Origin of the sequence: Streptococcus sp. 53, assembly GCF_013276565.1 — a bacterium.
GTDB lineage: Bacteria > Bacillota > Bacilli > Lactobacillales > Streptococcaceae > Streptococcus.
The window spans coordinates 25,374-50,180 of record NZ_VMLG01000023.1 but is presented as its reverse complement, the minus strand read 5'-3'; the positions used below and the strand labels follow the sequence as shown (position 1 = coordinate 50,180).

At 39.5% G+C, this 24,807-nt stretch carries 27 protein-coding genes, 1 tRNA gene, 1 pseudogene and 1 riboswitch; of the genes and pseudogenes, 16 read left to right on the top strand and 13 right to left on the bottom strand.

All coding sequences use genetic code 11. From position 1 onward, the window contains the following. Positions 1-411: 411 nt before the first annotated feature. Positions 412-484, bottom strand: a tRNA-Thr gene (locus HT722_RS07635). Positions 485-583: 99 nt separating this feature from the next. Next, positions 584-1,093 carry a QueT transporter family protein gene (locus tag HT722_RS07630; RefSeq protein WP_173278445.1) on the bottom strand — a complete coding sequence of 170 codons (510 nt, stop codon included), beginning with the start codon at positions 1,091-1,093 and terminating at the stop codon, positions 584-586. After that, positions 1,091-1,188: riboswitch (PreQ1 riboswitch) on the bottom strand. Its footprint overlaps the gene before it by 3 nt. 28 nt (positions 1,189-1,216) lie before the next feature. On the opposite strand from HT722_RS07630, the gene HT722_RS07625 reads away from it, so the two are divergent. Both HT722_RS07625 and mscL read left to right on the top strand, forming a co-directional pair. Next, entirely contained in the window at positions 1,217-1,648 is a 432-nt protein-coding gene (locus HT722_RS07625) for a GtrA family protein (protein ID WP_173278443.1), read from the top strand. 81 nt (positions 1,649-1,729) lie between these two features. Next, on the top strand, positions 1,730-2,107 hold the full coding sequence (mscL, locus tag HT722_RS07620) for a large conductance mechanosensitive channel protein MscL (protein ID WP_000916792.1): 378 nt from the start codon (positions 1,730-1,732) through the stop codon (positions 2,105-2,107). Positions 2,108-2,148: 41 nt separating this feature from the next. On the opposite strand, the gene hemH is transcribed toward mscL, so the two are convergent. Beyond that, the gene (gene hemH, locus HT722_RS07615) at positions 2,149-3,243 is read right to left on the bottom strand and encodes a ferrochelatase (RefSeq protein WP_173278440.1); all 1,095 of its coding nucleotides are present in this window, start codon (positions 3,241-3,243) and stop codon (positions 2,149-2,151) included. A gap of 153 nt (positions 3,244-3,396) precedes the next feature. Between hemH and pepT the strand changes: the two genes are divergently transcribed. Both pepT and HT722_RS07605 read left to right on the top strand, forming a co-directional pair. Beyond that, the gene (pepT, locus tag HT722_RS07610) at positions 3,397-4,620 is read left to right on the top strand and encodes a peptidase T (RefSeq protein WP_173278438.1); all 1,224 of its coding nucleotides are present in this window, start codon (positions 3,397-3,399) and stop codon (positions 4,618-4,620) included. A 132-nt stretch (positions 4,621-4,752) separates the two neighbouring features. Continuing rightward, positions 4,753-6,101 (top strand): IS3 family transposase gene (locus tag HT722_RS07605; RefSeq protein ID WP_173278436.1). Its coding sequence is split into 2 segments (ribosomal slippage): positions 4,753-5,194 and positions 5,194-6,101, totalling 1,350 coding nucleotides; the frame shifts between segments, so codons are not numbered across the junction. A 93-nt stretch (positions 6,102-6,194) separates the two neighbouring features. On the opposite strand, the gene pta is transcribed toward HT722_RS07605, so the two are convergent. Genes pta through HT722_RS07585 form a run of 4 tightly spaced genes read right to left on the bottom strand, consistent with a single transcriptional unit; the run spans position 6,195 to position 9,579 of the window. Beyond that, on the bottom strand, positions 6,195-7,169 hold the full coding sequence (gene pta, locus HT722_RS07600; RefSeq protein ID WP_000451580.1) for a phosphate acetyltransferase: 975 nt from the start codon (positions 7,167-7,169) through the stop codon (positions 6,195-6,197). 43 nt (positions 7,170-7,212) lie between these two features. After that, complete coding sequence (locus HT722_RS07595; protein ID WP_049511216.1) at positions 7,213-8,109, bottom strand: RluA family pseudouridine synthase; 897 nt, start codon at positions 8,107-8,109, stop codon at positions 7,213-7,215. Continuing rightward, positions 8,106-8,924, bottom strand: a complete 819-nt coding sequence (locus HT722_RS07590; protein WP_000799049.1) for an NAD kinase — start codon at positions 8,922-8,924, stop codon at positions 8,106-8,108. The genes HT722_RS07595 and HT722_RS07590 overlap by 4 nt, the downstream gene beginning before the upstream one ends. Next, on the bottom strand, positions 8,908-9,579 hold the full coding sequence (locus HT722_RS07585; protein ID WP_173278434.1) for a GTP pyrophosphokinase family protein: 672 nt from the start codon (positions 9,577-9,579) through the stop codon (positions 8,908-8,910). Before HT722_RS07585 ends, HT722_RS07590 begins: the two co-directional genes overlap by 17 nt. A gap of 127 nt (positions 9,580-9,706) precedes the next feature. Between HT722_RS07585 and HT722_RS07580 the strand changes: the two genes are divergently transcribed. The 7 genes from HT722_RS07580 to HT722_RS07550 all read left to right on the top strand — a co-directional run bounded on the left by HT722_RS07580 (position 9,707) and on the right by HT722_RS07550 (position 14,479). Then, positions 9,707-10,276 carry a CYTH domain-containing protein gene (locus tag HT722_RS07580; protein WP_173278432.1) on the top strand — a complete coding sequence of 190 codons (570 nt, stop codon included), beginning with the start codon at positions 9,707-9,709 and terminating at the stop codon, positions 10,274-10,276. A gap of 112 nt (positions 10,277-10,388) precedes the next feature. Beyond that, complete coding sequence (locus tag HT722_RS07575; protein ID WP_050267852.1) at positions 10,389-11,348, top strand: ribose-phosphate diphosphokinase; 960 nt, start codon at positions 10,389-10,391, stop codon at positions 11,346-11,348. Positions 11,349-11,357: 9 nt separating this feature from the next. Beyond that, positions 11,358-12,473 (top strand): cysteine desulfurase family protein, encoded by a 1,116-nt coding sequence (locus HT722_RS07570; protein ID WP_173278430.1) that lies wholly within the window; start codon positions 11,358-11,360, stop codon positions 12,471-12,473. Positions 12,474-12,477: 4 nt separating this feature from the next. Next, positions 12,478-12,825, top strand: a complete 348-nt coding sequence (locus HT722_RS07565; protein WP_000863540.1) for a DUF1831 domain-containing protein — start codon at positions 12,478-12,480, stop codon at positions 12,823-12,825. Positions 12,826-12,832: 7 nt separating this feature from the next. After that, positions 12,833-13,048, top strand: a complete 216-nt coding sequence (locus HT722_RS07560) for a DUF4649 family protein (RefSeq protein ID WP_000462489.1) — start codon at positions 12,833-12,835, stop codon at positions 13,046-13,048. A gap of 82 nt (positions 13,049-13,130) precedes the next feature. After that, positions 13,131-13,772, top strand: a complete 642-nt coding sequence (locus HT722_RS07555) for a redox-sensing transcriptional repressor Rex (protein ID WP_000653414.1) — start codon at positions 13,131-13,133, stop codon at positions 13,770-13,772. A 17-nt stretch (positions 13,773-13,789) separates the two neighbouring features. Continuing rightward, on the top strand, positions 13,790-14,479 hold the full coding sequence (locus HT722_RS07550; protein ID WP_049524081.1) for a gamma-glutamyl-gamma-aminobutyrate hydrolase family protein: 690 nt from the start codon (positions 13,790-13,792) through the stop codon (positions 14,477-14,479). On the opposite strand, the gene radC is transcribed toward HT722_RS07550, so the two are convergent. From radC to HT722_RS07535, 3 genes are all read right to left on the bottom strand, one after another. Beyond that, complete coding sequence (gene radC / locus HT722_RS07545) at positions 14,476-15,156, bottom strand: DNA repair protein RadC (protein WP_140224161.1); 681 nt, start codon at positions 15,154-15,156, stop codon at positions 14,476-14,478. The two genes, HT722_RS07550 and radC, sit on opposite strands and share 4 nt — an antisense overlap. Before the next feature lie 42 nt (positions 15,157-15,198). Next, the gene (gene pcrA, locus HT722_RS07540; RefSeq protein ID WP_173278428.1) at positions 15,199-17,490 is read right to left on the bottom strand and encodes a DNA helicase PcrA; all 2,292 of its coding nucleotides are present in this window, start codon (positions 17,488-17,490) and stop codon (positions 15,199-15,201) included. 161 nt (positions 17,491-17,651) lie between these two features. Continuing rightward, positions 17,652-19,322 (bottom strand): formate--tetrahydrofolate ligase, encoded by a 1,671-nt coding sequence (locus HT722_RS07535; RefSeq protein ID WP_125423024.1) that lies wholly within the window; start codon positions 19,320-19,322, stop codon positions 17,652-17,654. 225 nt (positions 19,323-19,547) lie between these two features. Here HT722_RS07535 and coaB point away from each other — a divergent pair, with 225 nt between their 5' ends. The 5 genes from coaB (at position 19,548) to HT722_RS07510 (ending at position 22,578) form a co-directional block, all read left to right on the top strand. After that, positions 19,548-20,237: a phosphopantothenate--cysteine ligase gene (gene coaB, locus HT722_RS07530; protein WP_173225863.1), complete on the top strand. Its 690-nt coding sequence runs from the start codon at positions 19,548-19,550 to the stop codon at positions 20,235-20,237. An 11-nt stretch (positions 20,238-20,248) separates the two neighbouring features. Beyond that, on the top strand, positions 20,249-20,800 hold the full coding sequence (gene coaC, locus HT722_RS07525; protein WP_173225861.1) for a phosphopantothenoylcysteine decarboxylase: 552 nt from the start codon (positions 20,249-20,251) through the stop codon (positions 20,798-20,800). Then, on the top strand, positions 20,784-21,347 hold the full coding sequence (locus tag HT722_RS07520; RefSeq protein ID WP_049532675.1) for an ECF transporter S component: 564 nt from the start codon (positions 20,784-20,786) through the stop codon (positions 21,345-21,347). The genes coaC and HT722_RS07520 overlap by 17 nt, the downstream gene beginning before the upstream one ends. 176 nt (positions 21,348-21,523) lie before the next feature. Continuing rightward, positions 21,524-22,051, top strand: coding sequence for an ECF transporter S component (locus HT722_RS07515; RefSeq protein WP_173278426.1), 528 nt, complete (start codon positions 21,524-21,526; stop codon positions 22,049-22,051). Between the two features lie 11 nt (positions 22,052-22,062). Then, positions 22,063-22,578 carry a transcription repressor NadR gene (locus tag HT722_RS07510; RefSeq protein WP_173278424.1) on the top strand — a complete coding sequence of 172 codons (516 nt, stop codon included), beginning with the start codon at positions 22,063-22,065 and terminating at the stop codon, positions 22,576-22,578. Here HT722_RS07510 and HT722_RS07505 read toward each other — a convergent pair. From HT722_RS07505 to rbsC, 3 genes and pseudogenes are all read right to left on the bottom strand, one after another. Further along, positions 22,575-22,715: pseudogene (locus tag HT722_RS07505) on the bottom strand (NUDIX hydrolase); the annotation flags it as partial. The gene HT722_RS07510 and the pseudogene HT722_RS07505 overlap by 4 nt on opposite strands. A gap of 77 nt (positions 22,716-22,792) precedes the next feature. Continuing rightward, positions 22,793-23,758 carry a substrate-binding domain-containing protein gene (locus tag HT722_RS07500; RefSeq protein ID WP_000691495.1) on the bottom strand — a complete coding sequence of 322 codons (966 nt, stop codon included), beginning with the start codon at positions 23,756-23,758 and terminating at the stop codon, positions 22,793-22,795. 103 nt (positions 23,759-23,861) lie between these two features. After that, the gene (gene rbsC / locus HT722_RS07495) at positions 23,862-24,806 is read right to left on the bottom strand and encodes a ribose ABC transporter permease (RefSeq protein WP_004248623.1); all 945 of its coding nucleotides are present in this window, start codon (positions 24,804-24,806) and stop codon (positions 23,862-23,864) included. Position 24,807 lies beyond the last annotated feature (1 nt).

Here is a 24,807-nt window from a genome sequence, read left to right as displayed (position 1 = left end):
TCCGCTCCTGCGTTATGACCTCCTTATGCTCAATAGTAGCCCGAAGACTACCTATCGACTCATCGCATCTTCTATTCTACTAAAGAGAATGACTTTTGTCAACAGAAGAAACTCTTTATACTCTTCGAAAATCTCTTCAAACTTCGTCAGCGTCGCCTTACCGTATATATGGTTACTGACTTCGTCAGTTTCATCTACAACCTCAAAAACATGTTTTGAGCTGACTTCATCAGTTCTATCTACAACCTCAAATCAGTGCTTTGAGCAAGCTGCGGCTAGCTTCCTAGTTTTCTCTTTGATTTTCATTGAGTATTCGTTTTATTTACACAGGTGCATAAGAAATATATTTGAAAAATTTGGGGCAGAGATAACAAAAACCCTTGTAAATCAAGGGCTTTTCTGTCTACTTAATGCTAATTGCCGGGATTGAACCGGCGACCTCATCCTTACCATGGATGCGCTCTGCCAACTGAGCTAAATCAGCTTACTTGAAAAGTATACTATAATCAGAAAAGCTTGTCAAGTTTCCTTAGAAATTTTCTATAAGAAAAAGCCAGGTAAAGGTTACCTAGCTTGTCCTGTTCTATTTGCTTAAATCGATTCGACGACCAATTTTACCGATAATAATCGCTCCAATAATCAATGAGGCAAATTCACCGATTCCTGTTGTAAACCAAGTAAGGAAGAATGGTAATTCTGCTACAATATTTAACTCTGCAGCGATGGTAAACATGGAAATTGAAAAGAGGATTGAAAAGAAGAAATGATCTTTTCGAATCAATCCGTTAAAGAGGTAATCCTTGCTGTATTTTGCAAAAAGCCAAACACCTAAACTGAGGAATACCAAGGTTGATCCGCCACCAACAAAGACATCTAGTAGTCCGAAGCTAAAGAAATTAGCAATCATACAACCGACGGTAACTCCGATGATGTACTTAGGATTATAAAAAGCCATAAAGTTCATCATTTCTGAAATACGAAACTGATAAGCACCATAGCTAATGGCATTTAGGGGCGGTGTGACAGTCAAAACGACATAGATAGCAGCGACGATTGCAATATCTGCAACATCACGAATAGTTAATTTTTTCATCTTTTCTCCTTTGGCGGGTTGTCCGCGTAAAATATGCTTGGTGAAAGAAGCTAAGCACCAAGGGTTGCTTTATTCAACCTTACTAGTATAGCACAATAGCCTGCTTTATGCTATACTTAAAGCATGAAAAAACCTATTCAAAAATTTTTTAACAATGAAATCTTAGCCTATCTCTTTTTTGGCCTTGCTACAACTCTAGTTTCGATTCTCTCACGACTAGTCATTTATCAACTAGGTCATCAGGAACTCCTGGCTACTGCCCTAGCAAATAGTATTGGTATCCTATTTGCCTTTATCACAAATGATACGATTGTATTTAAGCAAGCAAGGAAGAATCGACTTATCCGTTTAGTGAAATTTTTTCTTGCCCGCCTTTCTACTTTTCTGTTAGACTTGTTTTTAACTTTTCTCTTTGTAACCCAATTTCCTCACATCATAGGTCAATTCGTAAATGAAAACATTGATAAGATAAATGCTATTGAAACAATAATTGCACAAATACTCATTATTATCATCAATTATATCTTGAGCAAGGTCTATATTTTTAGAAAATAATACTCCATTTATGAGCCTTTTAATTGCCTTCTATAATGATTTAGGATACAATGAAACACGAAACATTGAAAGGAAAACAGTATGTTAAAAAATCTAAAATCATTCTTGCTTCGAGGAAATGTGATTGACCTTGCTGTCGGTGTTGTCATTGCCTCTGCTTTTGGTGCTATCGTTACTTCACTTGTAAACGACATTATCACTCCTCTTATTTTAAATCCCGCTTTGAAAGCTGCTAAAGTCGAACGTATCGCTCAACTTTCTTGGCATGGAGTCGGCTATGGTAACTTTTTAAGTGCTATTATCAATTTTATCTTTGTCGGTACTGCCCTCTTCTTTATTATCAAGGGTATTGAAAAAGCACAGAAACTGACTGGCATAAAGGAAGAAAAAACTGACGAAAAAAAACCAACCGAATTGGAAGTCCTTCAAGAAATAAAAGCACTTTTGGAGAAAAAATAATCGATTAAAAGGATCTAGCACAAAGCTAAATCCTTTTTTCTTTACTCTTTGGGTAACTTGCCTGCTTTTTCTAACATTTTCTTGATAAGATAAGGCATCTTGACATTCTCCCGACCTTTTTTCTCAATCAATTTTTTCACAAATTCTGGCATTTGTAAATCTTCAGATTCAGCCAAAATGTTTTTCGTCTCGTCTGAAGGGACTAACTCATCAAAGGTCTCTTCTTCTGGGAGAAATTCCTTAAACTCTTGATGTTCATTGGCTCTGACTGTATTGACCAAGGCATCAATCAAGCGAGAATCCGTATTGGGCATTGGTGGACGATGGTAGTTTACCCCAAATTCCTGACACAAGTCATAACATTCCACATCATTGTCAAACAAGACTTCAATATGCTCGCTAATGAAGCTGATAGGTACAAAAATATAATGGTCTGGATGTTCTGTCTGTTCTCTGAGATATTCCAAAACATCTGGCTTAATCCATGGAATTCCGATATCACTTTCACTCTGCCAAGTATTGGTATATTGCTCGGAACTCAAACCCAGTTTTTCAGCAACTAACTTGCTATTTTCAAAAATTTGGTCGATATAAGGATCACCAAAATCCAAGGCAAAAATAGGCACACTATGGGCAGAAAAGATGATTTTAAAGCTATCCTGCTTTACTTCATATTTTAAAATCTTAGCAATTTCATCAGCCCAATAGTTTAAGAGCGCTTCTTCTTGATACCAATCCTTAATAACCAAAAATTGAATTTGTTTGCTTTCTAAAAATTTCTCGTATCCCATGACAGAGTAAAAAGAATAATGGGGCTCCAAAATCAAGCAAATACACTGCTCAATGCCGTCTGCTTCCATCTGACCGATCACATCTGGAATAAAGGGACTGGAAAACTTGTTGGCAAAATAAACACTATACTCATTCCTCAGCCTAGCTTCTACCAAGGCAACCTCTTCACGGGTAATTTTTTGCAGAGGCGTACCTCCAATAAGTACATAATTATCATAGAGTGTTTGAATCTCGTGATCTTGAGGTCTCACTCCACGACGAATATTTGTGAAAAAATCAGCTACACCATCAAAGGTAATCTCTTCTGGCGAACCGAAAGTCATCATTAAAATTGCTTTTTTCATAATCGCTTCCTTGTGATATTTTTATCAAGTTTATTTTATCATTTATCCATTAATAAGTAAACGCCAACCTAGAGAATTTCCCTAACTTCTGTCTTTTGTTTTTCTCTCTTTTCTATGATACAATGGAAAAAATGAATTCAAAAGGAGTTTTTTATGACTTATCCAAATCTCTTGGACCGCTTCTTAACCTACGTTAAGGTCAACACGCGCTCTGATGAACACTCTACTACTACTCCAAGTACACAGAGTCAGGTTGACTTCGCAACCAATGTTCTTATCCCTGAAATGAAACGTGTTGGACTACAAAATGTTTATTATCTACCAAATGGTTTTGCAATTGGTACCTTGCCAGCCAACGATTCGTCTTTAACACGTAAAATTGGCTTCATCTCCCACATGGATACTGCTGACTTTAATGCCGAAGGGGTCAATCCACAGGTAATTGAAAACTACAATGGTGGTGTGATTGAACTAGGGAATTCTGGTTTTAAATTAGATCCAGCTGACTTCAAGAGTCTTGAAAAATATCCTGGACAAACGCTCATCACAACCGATGGAACAACCTTACTAGGTGCTGATGACAAGTCTGGTATTGCTGAGATTATGACAGCTATTGAATATCTGACTGCTCACCCTGAAATCAAGCACTGTGAGATTCGTGTTGGCTTTGGTCCAGATGAAGAAATCGGCGTTGGTGCCAATAAATTTGATGCAGATGATTTTGATGTGGACTTTGCCTACACAGTAGATGGTGGCCCACTAGGTGAACTTCAGTACGAGACCTTCTCAGCAGCTGGTGCTGAAGTGCATTTCCAAGGACGCAATGTCCACCCTGGTACTGCCAAAGGGCAAATGGTCAACGCTCTACAGCTAGCTATTGATTTTCATAATCAACTTCCAGAGAATGACCGACCTGAGTTAACAGAAGGTTACCAAGGCTTCTACCACCTAATGAATGTGACAGGTAGTGTCGAAGAGGCGCGTGCAAGCTACATCATTCGTGATTTTGAAAAAGATGCCTTTGAAGCTCGTAAGAAAGCTATGCAAGCAATCACTGATAAGATGAATCAAGAACTTGGTAGCGACCGTGTCACCCTCAACTTGACAGATCAGTACTACAATATGAAAGAAGTCATTGAAAAAGATATGACTCCAATTACCATTGCTAAAGCCGTTATGGAAGATCTGGGTATCACTCCTATTATCGAACCAATCCGTGGAGGGACAGACGGCTCTAAGATTTCCTTTATGGGAATCCCAACCCCTAATATCTTTGCTGGCGGCGAGAATATGCACGGACGTTTTGAATACGTTAGCCTTCAGACTATGGAACGTGCAGTTGATACCATCATTGGCATCGTAGCTTATAAAGACTAAAAATGGGCTGGGCAAAAACTCAATTTTAAGAGAAAATGAAGTAAATCTTCACACAATAAAACGCATAGTATCAAGGTAAACTGCACCCCAAAAGTTAGACAGAAAAAATCTAACTTTTGGGGTGTTTTTATTATGAAATTAACTTATGATGATAAAGTTCAGATCTATGAACTTAGAAAACAAGGATATAGCTTAGAGAAGCTTTCAAATAAATTTGGGATAAACAACTCTAATATTAGGTACATGATTAAATTGATTGATCGTTACGGAATAGAGTTCGTCAAAAAAGGAAAAAATCGTTACTATTCTCCTGATTTAAAACAAGAAATGATTGATAAAGTCTTACGTGAAGGCTGGACTAAAAATAGAGTTTCTCTTGAATACGGCCTCCCCAGTCGTACGATACTTCTTAATTGGCTAGCACAATACAAGAAAAACGGGTATACTATTGTTGAGAAAACAAGAGGGAGAGTACCTAAAATGGGACGTAAGCCAAAAAAGAGATCTGAAGAGAGGACAGAATTAGAACGTCTTCAAGCAGAAAATGAGTACCTGAGAGCGGAGAATGCCATCCTAAAAAAGTTAAGGGAACTCCGATTGAAGGAGGAAAAAGAGAAAGAAGAAAGACAGAAATTGTTCAAGAATTAATGACTGAGTTTTCGTTAGATATTCTTTTAAAAGCCATTAAACTAGCTCGTTCGACCTACTACTATCACTTGAAACAGCTAGATAAACCAGATAAGGACCAAGAGCTTAAAGCTGAAATTCAATCCATCTTTATCGAACACAAGGGAAATTATGGTTATCGTCGGATTTATTTAGAACTAAGAAATCGTGGTTATCTAGTAAATCATAAAAGAGTTCAACGCTTGATGGAAGTACTCAATTTACAAGCTAAAATGCGACAGAAACGAAAATATTCTTCTCATAAAGGAGATGTTGGCAAGAAGGCAGAGAATCTCATTCAACGTCAATTTGAAAGCTCTAAAACAATGGAAAAGTGCTACACAGATGTGACAGAATTTGCCATTCCAGCAAGTACTCAAAAGCTTTACTTATCACCAGTTTTAGATGGCTTTAATAGCGAAATTATCGCCTATAATCTTTCAACTTCACCCAACTTAGAACAAGTAAAAACAATGTTGGAACAGGCATTCACAGAGAAGCACTACGAAAATACGATTCTCCATAGTGACCAAGGCTGGCAATATCAACACGATTCTTATCATCAGTTTCTTGAGGGTAAGGGAATTCAAGCATCCATGTCACGTAAGGGTAACAGCCCAGACAACGGTATGATGGAGTCCTTCTTTGGCATTCTGAAATTGGAAATGTTTTATGGTTATGAGAAGTCATTTCATTCGCTTAAGCAATTGGAACAAGCTATTGTAGACTATATTGACTACTACAACAACAAACGAATTAAGGTAAAACTAAAAGGACTTAGTCCTGTGCAGTACAGAACTAAATCCTTTCAATAATTATTTGTCCAACTTTTTGGGGTCAGTACATTTCGGCTCCTGATACTGTGCGTTTTTTGATTATAAATACGAATTATTTAGTAGCACTTCTCTTTATTGATGAACTGCTTGAGCTGCTGTGATAAGGGTTAACTTGTAAACATCATCAGCATTACATCCACGAGAAAGGTCGTTAACTGGCTTGTTCAAACCTTGCAAAACAGGACCTACTGCCGCAAAACCACCAAGACGTTCAGCCATCTTGTAGCCGATATTTCCTGCCTCGATACCTGGGAAGATGAAGACATTTGCTTGACCAGCTACTGTACTTCCAGGAGCTTTCAAAGCTGCAGTTTCTGGAACAAAGGCCGCATCAAATTGCAACTCACCATCGATTTCAAGGTCAGGGCGCAAGTCGTGAGCAATTTTAGTTGCTTCAACAACCTTATCAACGCTTTCTCCAAATCCTGAACCTTTAGTAGAATAGCTTAGCATAGCAATTTTAGGCTCGATTCCAAACATCTTAGCTGTGATTGCTGAGTTGATGGCAATTTCAGCCAAGGCTTCTGCATCTGGATTGATATTGATAGCACAGTCTCCAAATAGGTAACGTTCCGTACCACGAACCATGAGGAAGGCACCTGAAGTACGAGTCACATTTGGACGAGTTTTGATGATTTGTAGGGCTGGGCGAACTGTTGAAGCTGTTGAGTGAATCGCTCCTGACACCATTCCATCAACCAAGCCCAAGTAAACCAACATAACACCAAAATAGTTGACATCTTCAACCAAAACCTTGCGTGCATCTTCTTCAGACATTTTGCCCTTGCGACGCTCCACCAAGGCAGCAACCATTTCTTCAAATTGAGGATAATGTTGAGGGTCAATAACTTCATAACCATCCATGATCCCTTCAATTTCAAGATAAATTTTAATTTTTTCAGGATTTCCAAGCAAAACAGGAATCACTTCTGTTTCTTTTACCAAGCGTTTAGTTGCTTGAAGAATACGAGGCTCTTCCCCTTCAGGGAGAACGATACGAGCATTTTTACCAACCAGGTTGGCTTTGAGACTTTCAAAAACTTCCATGAGTTTTCTCCTTTAAGATAATAATTATACTCTGAAACAGTTTTTATAGAGTATTAGTTGATAACTGAGTAATAAGGTTACTGAAATCATCCGGCAAGGGACTTTCTAACTGCAAGTCTTGCTCTAAAAATGGATGATAAAAGGATAGGTAATGGCAATGCAGAGCCTGACGTTGAATGCCATCGTCCAGACTACCACCATACAAGTCATCTCCCAACAAAGGAAAACCAATATGAGAAAAATGGACTCGGATTTGGTGGGTTCGACCAGTATGCAAGCGAATGTCGACCAAGTGAATATTTCCATAGGAAGCGACAATCTTATATGATGTATGGGCATACTTTCCACCTTTAGCCACTCTTCTGATGATAATAGAGTCTTCATCACGCGCAATCGGAGCAATAATTTCCCCCTCTGCTTCCAAGTGTCCATCACCTTTAACCAAAGCAAAGTAGCGTTTTTCAATAGACTTTTTCTGCAACTGCTTGTCTAATCGTGCATGGGCATAGCCGTGCTTGGCAAAGAGCATCAAGCCAGAAGTATCCCTATCAAGCCTGGTCACAATGTGAACCTGCTGATTTTCATAATTTTGCTTGACGTAGTAACCTTTGATAAAATTGGCAATGGTATTGGAGTGATTGACACTAGGAATAGAAGCCACTCCATAGGGTTTATTCAAGACTAGAAAATGGTCATCCTCATAGAGAATATCCAGTGGGCGCTCAATAGCTTCCAGAGTTTCAAAGCCTTCCTCAGCAGGAATATCAATGGTAACGCGGTCTCCAAGATCCAATAGATAGGTTGCATTTTGCGGTTGGTCATTGACCAGAATAGCCCCACCTCGAAACTTAATCTTGGCCAGAAGCCCCTTAGAAACCTCGTGCTTTTTTAAGAAGGTCTTAACCTTGACATGCTCATCTGCGATAAATTCAAACCTCATTCGTCCACCTCGCCGATAAAGGCATCCTTAACGCGGTTCCAGAAACTAGTATGGCTAGGAGTCGCGACAAAGTGAATCTTATGATGATCAATTTGATACTCGATTCGCTCGATACTACGAAAAGAATAGACACTATTGTCAACCGAAATGGTGTGGTAATCATTTCTTGTTGGAATGAGTTCAATCTTATCCTTCTTAGGCACAATAATGGAAGAGCCCAGCGTTCGATAGACACGATTATTGAGGCTGGCAATTTCCGTTAATTGCAAAGCTTCAATGGTAGGATGTAAAACAGCACCACCAAGAGACTTGTTATAGGCAGTACTACCAGTGGGAGTCGAAACTGTTAGCCCGTCTCCACGAAAACGTTCAAAGGGAACACCATTGATGACAATATCTGCCACCATGGTTCGATCAGACCTGCGGATGCTGGCTTCATTGAGGGCACGAAAAATCTTGACCTCTCCATTTCCAAGAAAAACCTTCACATTTAGAACAGGGTAAGAAACCCTTGCTCCGGTATCTAGCTGCAAATTGGTCATTAACTTATCCAACTCAAAATCACGATAATCGGTATAAAAGCCCAGATGTCCTGTATGAAGACCGATAAAGCGTACCTTATCAAGTTGGTCTTCATACTTATGAAAGGCCGATAAGAGCATGCCATCTCCACCAATGGAAATGACAATGTCCGGACTGCTATCATTGAGTATAAACTGATTTCTTTTCAAACGATCTCGCAATTCATACAAAACCCTTTGACTCTGCGGTTTTCTATTGGCTATCAGATCAATTCGTTTACCTGTATTCTTCATCTGTATCGTCACTGTTTCCTACACCGTCATTTAATTTTCTACTCAAGGGATCAAAAAGAGCCTGGGCTTCCTGGATATCATCTCGAATTTTACCCATTTCTTCATCCAACTGATGGGCAATTTTGGCAGTAATTTCCAGTCTCTTTTTAATTTCCTCTGGGAAATCCCCTTGGTACTTGTAGTTGAGAGAATGTTCTATCGTTGCCCAGAAATTCATGGCCAAGGTACGAATTTGAATCTCTGCCAAAATAGTCTTGGATCCATTGATGGTATCAACCGTATATTCTACTACCACATGATAGGAACGGTAGCCTGAAGCCTTTCTATGAGTAATGTAATCTCGCTCCTGTATGATCCGCATGTCCTGACGCTTGCGCAAAATAGCCACAACTTCTTGGACATCATCTACAAACTGGACCATCACACGCAAACCAGCAATATCCTGTAAATCGTGTTCCAAGGTCGCATAAGTAATACCACGTCGAGCCATTTTCTCCTTGATACTTTCAATTGGCTTGACTCGACCAGTCACAAACTCAATCGGAGAATGCTTATTTTGCTTACGATATTGCTTACGAATACCACGTAGTTTAATCTTTAACTCACCAACAGCTTGAATGTAAGGATCTAGAAATTCTTCCCATTCTAAGGTCATATATTCTCCCTTGTTCTCATATTATCCGTCAAAAATATCTTTGATTTTTTCTCCAGATTCATATACAATAAATACAAAGCTATTATATCATAAATCCGCTTTCAACGATAAAGAAAAGGTAATAAAAATGAAACATTTAGAAATTGAATTGAAAACACTATTGAAAAAAGATGAATACAATCGTCTAAAAGACCAGTTCACAGGTGTCACTCCTGTTCTTCAAAAAAATTACTACATCGACACGCCTGATTTTGAACTGCGAGAAAAGAAAATTGCTATGCGCATTCGAACCTTTGAAGACTGGGCAGAATTGACACTCAAAGTCCCACAAAGTGTTGGGAACATGGAATACAACCAAAAATTGCAACTAAAAGATGCTGAAAACTATCTGAGCAAGAAAGAACTTCCTCAAGGGCTGGTTCTTGATGAATTGGCTAAACATGGTATCCAAACTAGTGAATGGCAGGTTCTTGGTTGTCTAACAACGCTTCGCTATGAAATGCAAACAGCTATTGGCCTCATGGCACTGGATGAAAGTCAGTACTTTGATATGACAGATTACGAATTAGAGCTTGAAGTGGAAAATCACGAGCAAGGGAAACAGGATTTCCAGCAATTTTTAGAGGAAAATCAGATTTCTTATCAAAAAGCTCCTTCAAAATTGGTTCGATTTGTCAAAAGTATGAAAAATAGCTGAAATAATCTCCATTTTTTGGTAAAATAGAAAAGATAAAAATACACAAATCCCAGTTCATATATGTAAGACAAATATCACTAGGATTTATAAAGTTTACAGAGGACGGTCTATAATGTCAGATAGAAAAAACATGAAACTTTTCGCACTCAACTCTAACCAAGAGATTGCACAGAAAATTGCTCAAGCTGTTGGTGTCCCACTTGGAAAACTATCATCACGTCAATTTTCAGACGGAGAAATCCAAGTGAATATCGAAGAAAGTGTTCGTGGTTATGATGTTTACATCATCCAATCAACAAGTTTCCCTGTTAACAACCACCTAATGGAATTGTTGATCATGGTTGACGCTTGTGTGCGCGCAAGTGCCCACAGTATCAACGTTGTCCTTCCATATTTTGGCTATGCACGTCAAGACCGCATTGCTTGTCCTCGTGAGCCACTTACAGCAAAACTAGTTGCCAATATGCTGGTTAAGGCTGGGGTTGATCGTATCCTGACTCTTGATTTGCATGCCGTTCAGGTTCAAGGTTTCTTTGATATTCCAGTCGATAATCTTTTCACAGTTCCCCTATTTGCAAAACATTACTGCGATAAGGGACTACTTGGCTCAGATGTTGTTGTCGTTAGTCCTAAAAATTCAGGTGTGAAACGTGCTCGTAGCTTGGCTGAGTATCTTGATGCTCCTATCGCCATTATCGACTACCCTCAAGACGATGCAACGCGCAACGAAGGTTATATTATCGGTGATGTTGAAGGTAAAAAAGCTATCTTGATTGATGATATTCTTAATACAGGACGTACCTTCTCTGAAGCTGCTAAAATCGTTGAACGTGAAGGGGCTACAGAAATTTATGCTGTTTCTAGTCATGGTCTCTTCGTCGAAGGAGCTGCTGAACTTCTTGACAATACTAATATTAAAGAAATTCTTGTGACTGATTCAGTAGCAACAAAAGAAAAAACTCCTAAAAACGTATGCTACATCACTGCTAGTGAGTTAATTGGTGATGCTATCGTCCGTATCCACGAAAGAAAACCAGTCAGCCCACTCTTTGCCTACAACAAAAAGAAATAAGGTGATTCTTTGATTTATTTGGACAATGCTGCGACAACTCCTATGTCAGCAGTTGCTATTTCAGCTATGACCAAGGTGATGCAAGAAACCTACGGAAACCCTTCTAGTATTCATGGACATGGTCGTCAAGCTGGCAAACTCTTGCGAGAAGCCCGTCAGGAACTAGCTCAGTTACTGGGGACAAAACCTCAACATATCTTTTTCACTTCTGGTGGGACTGAAGGCAACAATACTGCCATCATTGGCTACTGCCTTCGTCACCAAGAACAAGGAAAACATATCATCACAACTGCCATCGAGCACCATACTGTCCTTGAAACCATTGATTACTTGGTTCAACACTTTGGTTTTGAAGTAACCATTATCCAGCCAGAAAATCAAGCAATCACAGTCCAGCAAATTCAAAAGGCTTTACGTGATGATACGATTTTGGTTTCTACCATGTTTGCCAATAATGAGACTGGAAACCTACTGCCCATTGCTGAAATTGGCCAAATACTCAAGCAACACCCGGCTGCCTATCATGTCGACGCAGTTCAGGCAATCGGTAAAATCCCTATTCACCCAGAAGAATTGGGCATTGATTTTCTCACTGCTTCTGCCCATAAATTCCATGGTCCTAAGGGAATCGGTTTTCTCTACGCATCAAGCATGGACTTTGATTCCTATCTCCATGGGGGAGACCAAGAACAGAAAAAACGTGCAGGCACTGAAAATCTGGCTGCTATCGTAGGCATGGTTGCAGCCCTAAAAGAAGACCTAGAAAAACAAGAAGAACATTTTCAACATGTACAAAATTTAGAAACTGCCTTTCTTGCAGAGCTGGAGGGAGTTCAGTATTACCTGAATAGAGGAGAACATCATCTCCCTTATGTTCTCAATATTGGATTTCCTGATCAGAAAAATGACCTCTTACTCCTTCGGCTAGATTTGGCTGGAATTTCAATCTCTACTGGCTCAGCCTGTACGGCAGGCATTGTCCAATCCAGCCATGTTCTTGAAGCCATGTACGGGGCAAATTCAGAACGTCTGAAGGAATCCGTTCGTATCAGTCTCTCGCCACAAAATACTATTGAAGATCTACAAACCCTCGCAAAAACCTTAAAAGAAATTATCGGAGGTTAGCCATATGGCATTTGAAAAAACCATTCAGTTAAAAAATTGTCGTTACGACTACACTCTTAGCCCTTCTGTTAAAAAATTCACCCTTAAGGACAACACTTTTTTTGAAACAAAGGTTGGTAACTACGAACTAACTCGCCTTTTGGAAAAAGTGCCAAACAGCGGTGAAGGCTTCCAACTCAAAATCATCATTAACAAGGAACTTACAGGGGCTAAAATCAATATCACTGACAAGTTTGGCCTTCGTCTAGTTGATATTTTCAAATCAGAAGACCACCACATTCATCAGGAAAAATTCTACTTCCTCATGGATAGCTTAGTAGAGCGTGGTGTCTTTACAAAATCTGAAAGATAGGTCCCATATGTTTGAACTGACCTATAAGGATAACTATCATGTAGAGCGGACTCTCAAGTACGAAGATTATGAGGCTCTCATGCTGGCTTTATCAGGATGTGTGACCCTACCAGATACACTTTATGTGACTTCTCTGACTTTTAATGGCCAGAAAGTTTATCAGGGTCTGGTTGGAGACCTCTACCGTTTTCTATCACATGCAGATTTTTTACATCAAAACTAAGATTTTTCTTAGTTTTTTCTTGTTTTTGTTGATTTTTTCACAATGTTTCTATAAAATAGAAGAATAGAAAGGTTGTGATTTTGTGAAAGATAAACAGTCTGCTATTCCAAAAGCTACAGCGAAAAGACTCTCTCTCTACTATCGAATTTTTAAGAGATTTCATGCAGAAAAGATTGAACGTGCCAACTCTAAGCAAATTGCAGAGGCCATTGGGATTGATTCCGCGACCGTACGTCGTGATTTTTCCTATTTTGGTGAACTTGGTCGTCGTGGCTTTGGCTATGATGTCAAAAAACTGATGACGTTTTTTGCCGATTTGCTCAATGATAACTCCATCACCAATGTCATGCTGGTAGGTATTGGAAATATGGGCCATGCCCTTCTCCACTACCGCTTCCATGAACGTAACAAGATGAAGATTATCATGGCCTTTGACCTAGATGACCATCCTGAAGTCGGTAGCCAAACTCCTGATGGAATTCCCATTTACGGAATTTCTCAAATCAAGGATAAAATCAAGGATGCTGATGTGAAGACTGCTATCCTAACAGTTCCCAGCGTCAAGTCGCAAGAGGTTGCTAATCTCTTGGTGGATGCTGGCGTGAAAGGAATTCTCAGTTTTTCACCAGTTCATCTTCATTTACCAAAAGATGTGGTCGTTCAGTATGTCGATTTGACAAGTGAACTCCAAACCCTCCTCTATTTCATGCGAAAAGAGGATTAGAAAGCGAAAATCATTTTATGAAAAAACCAGTTATAGGGATTACAGGAAACGAAAAAACTCATCCAGATGATGACATCATGATGAGCTACGCAGCAAAAGGCTTTGTTGAAGGCGTTAAAGACGCTGGAGGGATTCCCATCATCCTACCGATTGGTGATCAAGAAATGGCCTGCCACTATATCAGTATGATTGACAAGCTCATCTTGACAGGTGGGCAAAATGTTGATCCAAAATTCTATGGTGAACCAAAAACTATTGATAGCGATGACTACCACCTTCAAAGAGATATATTCGAACTAGCCCTCATCAAGGAAGCGATCAAACAGCAAAAGCCGATTTTCTCTGTCTGTCGTGGGACTCAGCTTTTTAACGTTGCCATGGGCGGAACTCTGTACCAAGATATCGAAGACCACTGGCAGGATTGTTCTGCCGAATACACAACTCAACGCTTGGTGACAGAACCAGATACTGTTCTCCGAGAAATCTATGGAGAAATTTCCCATATCAACTCCTTCCACCATCAGAGCATCAAGGATTTAGCGCCAAATTTAAAGATTGCGGCTCATGATCCTAAAGATGGCATTATTGAAGCTGTCATGAGTACGGATGATGTCGCCTTTCTCGGTGTCCAATGGCATCCAGAGTTTCTTTTTGAAAATCGTCCCAAAGATAAAAACCTCTTTGACTATGTCGTTAATGAACTTTAGATTAAATCTGTTTTTTCACGGTAACTAAAGTAACTAGAATATGAGACAATCAAATGGTCCAAGAGGACAATCCCCATCAGGTCGCAGGCTTCTTTAACAAGTTTAGTGACATGATCATCATTTCGACTGGGGGCTACCGCTCCTGAAGGATGATTGTGAACCAATATGATAGAAGTCGCCATATGCTTGATAGCATAGTGAAGGATCTCTCGTGGCTCAGCAATACTGCGAGTTGCAGAACCGATAAAAATGGTCTGTTGATGGATGATTTGATTTTGAGTATTGAGATAGAGCGCCACCAGGTGCTCTTGTTTTTTATCTCCTAATTCCTGCTGCATCTTCTTGGCCAACTTTTGGCTACTGAGAATACTTTCCATCTCAAGGGTCTCATGTTTATGAATACGATGCCCCAGTTCAATCATAGCTTGTAATTCTATGGCCTTAACACGTCCAATACCTGACAGACTCTGCAATTCCTGCAGGGTCATTTTTTTCAAATCCGTTAGGCTTGAAAGATTGCTCAAGACTTTCTGGGCAATTTCAAAAACGCTAGCTTGACGTGTTCCTGTCCTGAGTAAAATAGCTAGCAACTCTTGATTACTGAGTGCTTCAACTCCTTCCTTGGCCAGTCTCTCTCTTGGCAATAATGAATCTTCTTGGAATGAAATACTGTACATAAAAATCCTCCTCACTTTATTATTCGTGAGAAGGATGGAAAATTAGATTTTTTTCTCAATTGGAGCCACACTGGCTAAAAGTTTTTTCAAACCTACTTCTGGGAAATTGATTTTCAATTCCTGAGTTGCACCGCTACCTGAAACTTCCAGAACAGTTCCCTCTCCCCATTTTTTGTGGAGAGCAATGTCACCAATGGACCAATTTGACTCACTAGACGCTGATTTTGCCCCAGCTGTAAATTGACCAAATGGAAGACCGCTTGACTGGATAGATTTTTGGGCAGCACTGCGTTTACGGTCTTGAAGAGCTTGGGCAAGACTCATACCTTGACCGAAGGCAAGGTCCCCACTGCTATAAGATGCCTTAAAGCTTGTATTTGCAGGACGAGCCAGACCTTGATACTCAAGTAAGTCTGAACTGATTTCGTTAATAAAACGAGTCGGACGGTTGTAGTTGGTACGACCAAAAAGCAGACGCGAATTGGCATTGGTCAGATAGAGGATTTTCTCTGCACGCGTAATTCCTACATAGGCCAGACGGCGTTCTTCTTCTAGTTCATCTGGATCTTCAGCCGCACGGCTAAGCGGGAAGACATTTTCTTCCATCCCAATCAAAAAGACAACTGGAAACTCGAGACCTTTGGCAGCATGCAGAGTCATCAAGGTCACTTCTGATGTCTCCTGACTACCTGAATCTGTATCCGCAATCAAGGCCAAGTCATTTAAGAAACGACTCAGTTTATCCAGACCAGTTTCCTCTTCTGGCCCATCAGAGATGTCATCAAAGTTTTTCGTCACAGAAAGGAACTCTTCAATATTTTCAACCCTAGCCTTGCTTTCTAAGGTCGCTTGAGCATTTAGAATATCGACGTAACCTGTTTTTTCTAGAACCGCCTCAACCAACTCTGTAATAGTTAATTGATCTAGCTGCTCTCGTAAATCTAGAATCATATTGGCAAAATCCCAGATAGACTGGGCTGCTTTACCCTTGATACCAGATAACATGATATTAGCTGAAGCATCTAGCATGGACATGTCTTGCATATTCGCAAAGTCACGGATTTTCTCAACTGTACCTGGTCCAATTCCACGTTTAGGCTCGTTGATAATACGCTCAAAACTGATATTGTCACTCAAATTAGCAATGAGGTTGAGATAAGCGATAATATCGCGAATTTCCTTACGGCTGTAGAACTTGGTTCCACCAACCATGGTATAAGGGATATTTGACTTGAGCAGGGCTTCCTCAATAGTACGGGACTGCGCATTAGTCCGATAGAGAACTGCAAAATCCTTGTGAAGGAAGTTTTGACTGCGACTAAGTTCATCGATGGTTCTGGCTACAAATACAGCCTCATCCAGCTCATCATCGGCACGATAGTAAACGATTTGCTCCCCATCAGCGTTTTGGGTCCAGAGATTCTTAGGACGGCGATTTTTGTTGTTTTTAATGACCTCGTTGGCCGCTTGGAGAATGGTTTTAGTTGAGCGGTAATTCTCCTCCAACAAAACAACCTTGGCTTGGGGATAATCCTTTTCGAAGTCCAAGATATTCTGCATATCAGCACCACGCCAACCGTAGATAGACTGGTCCGCATCCCCAACCACACAGATGTTTTTAAAGCGCGAAGCCAAGAGTTTGACCAATTGGTACTGAGCGTGGTTGGTATCTTGGTACTCATCAACATGGATATACTGAAATTTCTGCTGGTAGTAGGTCAAGACATCAGGATTTTGATCAAAGAGACGCAAGGTCAGCATAATCAAATCATCAAAGTCAACCGACTCCGACTGACGCAGTTCTTTCTGATAGGCTGTATAACACTGGGCCACAATTTGCGTGTACATATCTCCAGCTTGGGCAGCATAGGCAACATCATCAATCAGATCATTCTTAGCATTGGAAATGGTTCCCAAAATAGTTCGTTCATTCCATTTTTTAGGATCCAAGTTCAACTGCTTGAGAATGCGTTTCATGAGCGTTCGCTGTTCACCAGGATCTACAATAGTGAAATTGCGGTTGTAGCCAATATGGTCCGCATCGCGACGCAGAATACGCACACACATGGAGTGAAAGGTCGCTATCAAACAGTCCTGGGTTGCTGAATTAAGTCCGTAAGCACGCTCCTTCATCTCACGCGCAGCCTTGTTAGTAAAGGTAATGGCCAAGATATTCCACGGATTGACCAGCTTTTCATCAATCAAATAAGCGATACGGTGGGTCAAAACACGGGTCTTTCCAGAACCAGCCCCTGCCATGATTAACAAGGGACCTTCTGTCGTTTGCACCGCCTCAGCCTGACGATCATTCATTCCATTTAATAATGCGTTCATTTTCTCTTCCTTACTCTTGAAGTCAATATTTCTATTATATCAGAAATAAGGGAAAATATCTTTACCTAGACTAGTTACGTGTAGAAGGCAACTTCTTATATCTAGATAAAAAATGAGCTTGGATAGTATTTCCAAACTCATTTAAAGTCAATTGCAATATACTAGAACAAGCCTAATACTGTTCCATCACTTTCAACATCCATGTTGAGAGCTGCTGGACGTTTTGGTAGGCCTGGCATGGTCATGACATCGCCAGTTAAGGCAACGATAAAGCCTGCACCTAATTTTGGTACCAATTCACGAATGGTAATTTCAAAGTTTTCAGGTGCTCCAAGTGCATTTGGATTGTCTGAGAAGCTATACTGGGTCTTAGCCATACAGATTGGCAATTTGTCCCAACCGTTTTGAACGATTTGGGCGATTTGTGTTTGAGCTTTCTTCTCAAAGTTCACTTTGCTACCACGGTAGATTTCAGTAACAATCTTTTCAATCTTTTCTTGAACAGAAAGGTCATTGTCATACAAACGTTTATAGTTAGCTGGGGTTTCAGCGATAGTCTTGACAAGCGTTTCAGCAAGAGCTACACCACCTTCTGCACCATCAGCCCAGACACTAGCCAACTCTACTGGTACATCAATTGAGGCACAGAGTTCTTTCAAGGCTGCAATTTCAGCTTCTGTATCAGATACAAATTCGTTAATAGCTACGACTGCAGGTACTCCAAATTTACGGATATTTTCAACGTGGCGTTTCAAGTTAGCAAAACCAGCACGAACTGCCTCCACATTTTCCTCTGTCAGAGCATCTTTAGCCACGCCACCATTCATCTTAAGGGCACGAAGGGTTGCAACAATAACTACTGCATCTGGAGATGTTGGCAAGTTTGGTGTCTTAATATCAAGGAATTTCTCGGCACCAAGGTCTGCACCAAAACCAGCTTCAGTAACTGTGTAATCAGCCAAGTGAAGGGCTGTTGTCGTTGCCAAGACAGAGTTACATCCATGAGCGATATTGGCAAATGGACCACCGTGTACAAAGGCAGGTGTACCATAAATTGTCTGAACCAAGTTTGGCTTAATAGCATCCTTCAAAATCAATGCTAAGGCACCCTCAACCTGCAAATCACCTACAGAAACAGGTGTACGGTCATAGCGATAACCGATAACGATATTAGCCAAACGGCGTTTCAAGTCCTCGATGTCTGTTGCCAAGCAAAGAATTGCCATGATTTCGGAAGCAACTGTAATATCAAAGCCATCCTCACGTGGAATACCATTTAGAGGGCCACCAAGTCCAACCGTCACGTGACGAAGAGCGCGGTCATTCAAGTCCACTACACGTTTCCAGAGAATACGGCGTTGATCAATTCCAAGCTCATTCCCTTGGTGCAAGTGATTGTCAATCAAGGCTGAAAGCGCATTGTTGGCTGTTGTAATGGCATGCATATCCCCCGTAAAGTGGAGGTTGATGTCTTCCATTGGAAGAACTTGGGCATAACCACCACCAGCAGCACCACCCTTAATCCCCATTACTGGACCAAGAGATGGTTCGCGGATAGCAATCATTGTTTTCTTGCCAATCTTATTCAAGGCGTCCGCAAGACCAATAGTAATAGTTGATTTTCCTTCACCTGCTGGCGTTGGGTTGATGGCAGTAACCAAAATCAATTTCCCAACTGGATTGCTCTCAACTGCACGAATTTTATCAAAGCTGAGCTTAGCCTTGTACTTTCCGTACAACTCCAAATCGTCGTAAGAAATACCCAGTTTCTCTACAACATCAACGATTGGCTTTAACTCAATACTCTGTGCGATTTCAATATCTGTTTTCATTCAAAACTCCTCTAACCTCTTATATGATAATTCATTATAACACAAAACAAGATTTTTAACATCCCAAAACTCTCTAAACGTTCGTAAATATCCCTATTTTTAAAGTTTTTAGAGCCCTTTCTTAAATTTTATATGCCTTTATAGTTTGAAACTATATTCTTTCCTTTTACCAAAATTTCATCACTTTCATTTTACTTACCGTTTATTTTTGTGTACAATAGTGCTATGAAAATTTTAGTTACATCGGGCGGTACCAGTGAAGCTATTGATAGTGTCCGCTCTATCACTAACCATTCTACAGGTCACTTGGGAAAAATCATCACAGAAACCTTGCTTGCTGCAGGGCATAAAGTTTGTTTGATAACAACAAAACGAGCTCTAAAGCCAGAAGCCCATCCCAACCTAAGCATTCAAGAAATTAACAATACAAACGACCTTCTCCTTGAAATGCAAGAACGTGTCAAGGACTATCAAGTCTTGATCCACTCAATGGCTGTTTCTGACTACACTCCTGTCTATATGACAGGGTTTGAGGAAGTTCAGGCTAGCTCCAATCTGGAAGAATTTTTAAGCAAGCAAAATCATCAGGCTAAGATTTCTTCAATTGACGAGGTTCAGGTTTTGTTCCTGAAAAAAACACCCAAAATCATCTCTCTAGTCAAGGAATGGAATCCTGCTATTCATCTGATTGGTTTCAAACTGCTGGTTGATGTTAACGAAGACCATCTGGTTGACATTGCTAGAAAAAGTCTTATCAATAATCAAGCAGACTTAATCATTGCAAATGACCAGACTCAAATTTCAACAGACAAGCATCGTGCTATCTTTGTTGAGAAAGATCATCTTCAAACAGTCCAGACTAAAGAAGAAATTGCAGAACTCCTCCTTGAAAAAATTCAAGCCTACCATTCTTAGAAAGGAAAGATATGGCACATATTCTCTTGGCTGTAACGGGGTCAATCGCCTCTTACAAGTCGGCAGATTTAGTCAGTTCTCTAAAAAAACAAGGTCATCAAGTCACGGTTTTAATGACTCAGGCCGCTACAGAGTTTATCCAACCTTTGACACTACAGGTCTTATCACAGAATCCTGTCCACCTGGATGTCATGAAGGAACCCTATCCTAATCAGATTAATCATATCGAACTTGGAAAAAAGGCAGATTTATTTATCGTAGCCCCTGCAACAGCTAACACCATTGCAAAGCTAGCCCACGGCTATGCTGACAACATGGTAACCAGCATAGCTCTAGCCTTGCCCAAAAATATTCCTAAACTAATAGCTCCTGCTATGAATACAAAAATGTATGACCATCCGGCAACTCAGACTAATCTGAAAACATTAGAAACCTACGGCTATCAGCTGATTGCTCCGAAGGAATCCCTACTAGCTTGTGGAGACCATGGACGAGGAGCTTTAGCTGACCTCACAATTATTTTAGAAAGAATAAAGGAAACTCTCGATGAAAAAACGCTCTAATATTGCACCTATTGCTATCTTTTTTGCAACCATGCTCGTTGTACACTTTATGAGCTCGCTTGCCTTTAACCTTTTTCCATTTCCAATCAAACCGACCATTGTTCATATTCCTGTCATTATTGCCAGCATTATCTACGGTCCACGAGTTGGGGTTACACTTGGATTTTTGATGGGACTTCTTAGCTTGACAGTTAATACGATTACGATTCTACCTACAAGCTATCTCTTCTCACCATTTGTACCAAACGGAAACATCTACTCAGCTATCATTGCCATCGTCCCACGTATTTTGATTGGTTTAACTCCGTATCTAGTCTATAAACTAATGAAAAACAAGACTGGTCTGATTTTAGCTGGTGCCCTTGGCTCACTTACCAACACAGTCTTTGTACTTGGTGGAATTTTCTACCTTTTTGGAAATGTTTTTGATGGTAATATCCAAAAACTCCTAGCAACTGTTATCTCAACAAATTCGATTGCCGAATTAGTCATTTCCGCAGTTCTAACCCTAGCCATTGTTCCAAGATTACAAACTTTGAAGAAATAAAAACAATCTCCACTTTCAAACTTGAAGGTGGATATTTTGCTCTATACAGTTTCTTTTTAGTGAAATCTTTACTAACTTTTAACTAAAAAATGATCTATAAACCCAAGTAAATTCTTGCTTTATTGTCTGGTTTATTGTACTATACTAGTGTATATACAGCTAAAAAGGAGATTCTTATGAATACACGGAAAAAAACACAATTTATGACCATGACTGCCCTCTTAACGGCTATCGCAATTTTGATTCCAATTGTTATGCCTTTCAAGATCGTCATTCCACCTGCTTCTTACACTTTGGGAAGCCACATCGCTATTTTTATCGCTATGTTCTTGTCGCCCTTAATGGCTGTTTTTGTCATCCTAGCCTCTAGTTTTGGATTTTTGATGGCTGGCTATCCCATGGTTATCGTATTTCGAGCTTTTTCCCATATCTTTTTTGGGACTTTGGGGGCTCTTTACCTACAAAAATTCCCCGATACCCTAGATAAACCAAAAGCTTCCTGGATTTTCAACTTTGTTTTAGCGCTTGTCCATGCCCTTGCTGAAGTATTGGCCTGTGTCCTTTTTTACGCAACTTCTGGTACCAATGTAGAAAATATGTTTTATGTTCTATTTGTACTAGTTGGATTTGGTACAATTATCCATAGTATGGTAGACTATACATTAGCACTAGCTGTCTATAAAGTGCTTCGAAAACGCCGTTAAAAGGAAGAACTATGACAAAAGATCGCAAACAAGCCCTGCTCCAACTCTTGAAAGAAGCTCCTAAAGCCCTCAATGGCCAAAGTTTGGCTGAACATTTTCATGTCACACGTCAGATCATTGTACAAGACATTGCAATTTTGAGAGCCGATGGCGCTCCTATCCTATCAACTAATCGTGGCTACATCTATAAGCAAGTTGATACCAATCCTTATGTTCATAAACTTTTCAAGGTGAAACATGAAGTTGAAGAAATCGGTCAGGAACTTCTTGCTATCGTAGATAATGGAGGGCGTGTTCAAAATACCTTGATTGATCATCCTGTTTACGGAGAAATTGAAACTCTACTCAAACTTTCTTGTCGCAGAGATGTGCAACATTTTCTAGAACAAGTCGAGCATTCTGACTTTAGACCTCTGTCTGAATTAACAGATGGCATCCATTACCATCTAGTCGAAGCCGAAACACAACAAGACCTCCACTATATTGAGGAGGCCTTGGACAAGCTAGGATATTTAGTAAAAGACTAGAAGATTTTCTTGTCCCAGCCATTTTCTGTACGATGGCGGTAGAAAAACTCTGATTTGTCAGGAGCTTCCATCATTTCCATCAAGGGTAACATATCATAGGCCAGATCCAAGTTTGGAATCTGGTCTTTTTGCATCCAATAGCTCAAATAGTAACAATGATATTTAAAAACTACATTGAATGAAAATTAACAACTACTTACTTACTAAAAATATATCACCAGTTATGTTGATCAACATTATCCTTAGTCACAAGATAAATTGGAGAAACTGTTTCTTTTTCCAGTTTTTTCCCTTGATAATGATCTATTGCTGATTGAATAGCAATTTCACCCATCTTAGCTGGTTGCTGAGCAATAGTGGCAGTAATATCACCTTTTGCAATCGCATCATGTGCATCTGGTTGACCATCAATACCAACAATTAATACATTGCTAAGACCAGCTGCTTTTACTGCTTGTGCAGCTCCTAACGCCATCTCATCATTCTGTGCAAAGATTGCTTGTACTTCTTTGTTTCCTTGAATCATATTTTGCGCTGTATTCAAAGCTTTTGCGCGATCAAAATTAGCGGATTGACTAGAAAGAACATCTAAATTTGTCTTTGAAATTTGTTCAAATCCTTTACCTCTATCTACTGTTGCAGAAGCGCCAGGGACTCCTGATAATTCAAAAGTTTTTGCTTTTTCTCCCAATTGCTTGGTAATAAATTCTGCAGCCATTTTACCTGCTTCTACGTTATCAGAAGCAACAGTTGTCAAGACTTCACCACCATTACTACCGCGGTCAATTAAGATTACCGGAATGTTTGCATTATTAGCAGCTTTAATAGATGTAACAATTGCATCAGAATCAACTGGATTAATTAGTAAAGCATCTACATTTTGACTAATAAAATTTTGAATATCATCTGCTTGTCTAGCAGCATCATCTTGTGCATCTGCTATCTTCAAAGTTACTTCTTTTTCTCCTGCGGCTTTTTCAAGACCATCTTTCATAGCCACAAAATAGGGATTGTTAGTAGTCGAAATAGAAACTCCTAATTTTAATTCTTTTGCCGACTTTTGAGTCGTAGATTTATTATCATTTGATGAATTTCCTAAACCAGTTTTTCCACAAGCTACTAAAGCAAAAATAAATGTTACAAACAAAGCAAAAATGCTAATTTTTTTAATAATTTTCATGTTATTACTCCTCGTAATATATATCTATAGGGATAGTTTCCATCCCGACTATTGTTCGTCATCTAATAAATTGTTACTATTTCCAAAAAAATTGAAAATGATTCTACTGTTTTACAACTTTAAAACGATCAATCAGAACAGCAATTAAAATTACAACTCCTTTTACTACTTGCTGCCAAAATGCTGAAACACCAATAATATTAAGTCCATTATTCAAAACTCCAATAATTAAAGCACCTATTAGAGTCCCCAGTATACGACCTTTACCTCCTGATAATGAGGTTCCCCCAAGAACAACAGCTGCAATAGCATCCATTTCATAACTAGCACCTGCTGTTGGTTGAGCAGAACTTAAGCGTGATGTTATAATCAATCCAGAAATTGAAGCCATAATACCTGAAATTGAATAAATGATAATTTTCACTTTATTTAGTTTCACACCTGATATATATGCTGCTTTTTCATTCCCCCCTATAGCATACACAGATTTACCAAATGCTGTTTTATGAAGTAAAACATATAAAACAATAAATACAATAAACATAATAATTACAGGAAATGGAATTCCGACTATGTAACCTTGCCCCAAAAATTGAAATAAGAATGTATCACTTAATCCTTTTGTAATAGGATTCCCATTTGTATAAACAAGTGTTGCGCCTCTAAAAATAGTCATAGTTGCTAAAGTAACGATAAATGGAGCTAATTTCCCGTAGGAAATCAATAAACCATTCATCATCCCCAGAATGCAACCCAAAATTAAAGAGATGAGAATTGCTAACGTAACAGGCATTCCAGATCCTAATAGGCCAGCTGTGAGCGCACTGGATAAGGCTAAAATTGATCCAACTGATAAATCAATTCCACCTGTTAGAATAACAAAAGTCATTCCAAAAGCGATCAGTGCATTTGATGTTACTTGCAATAGTAAATTTAACAGATTATTTGCTGTTAAAAAATTTGAATTGATAATAGTGATGACAGCCATTAAAATTATCAATGCTATTACTGTTGTCAATTCTGACATATACTTCATAGTATTTTTCACA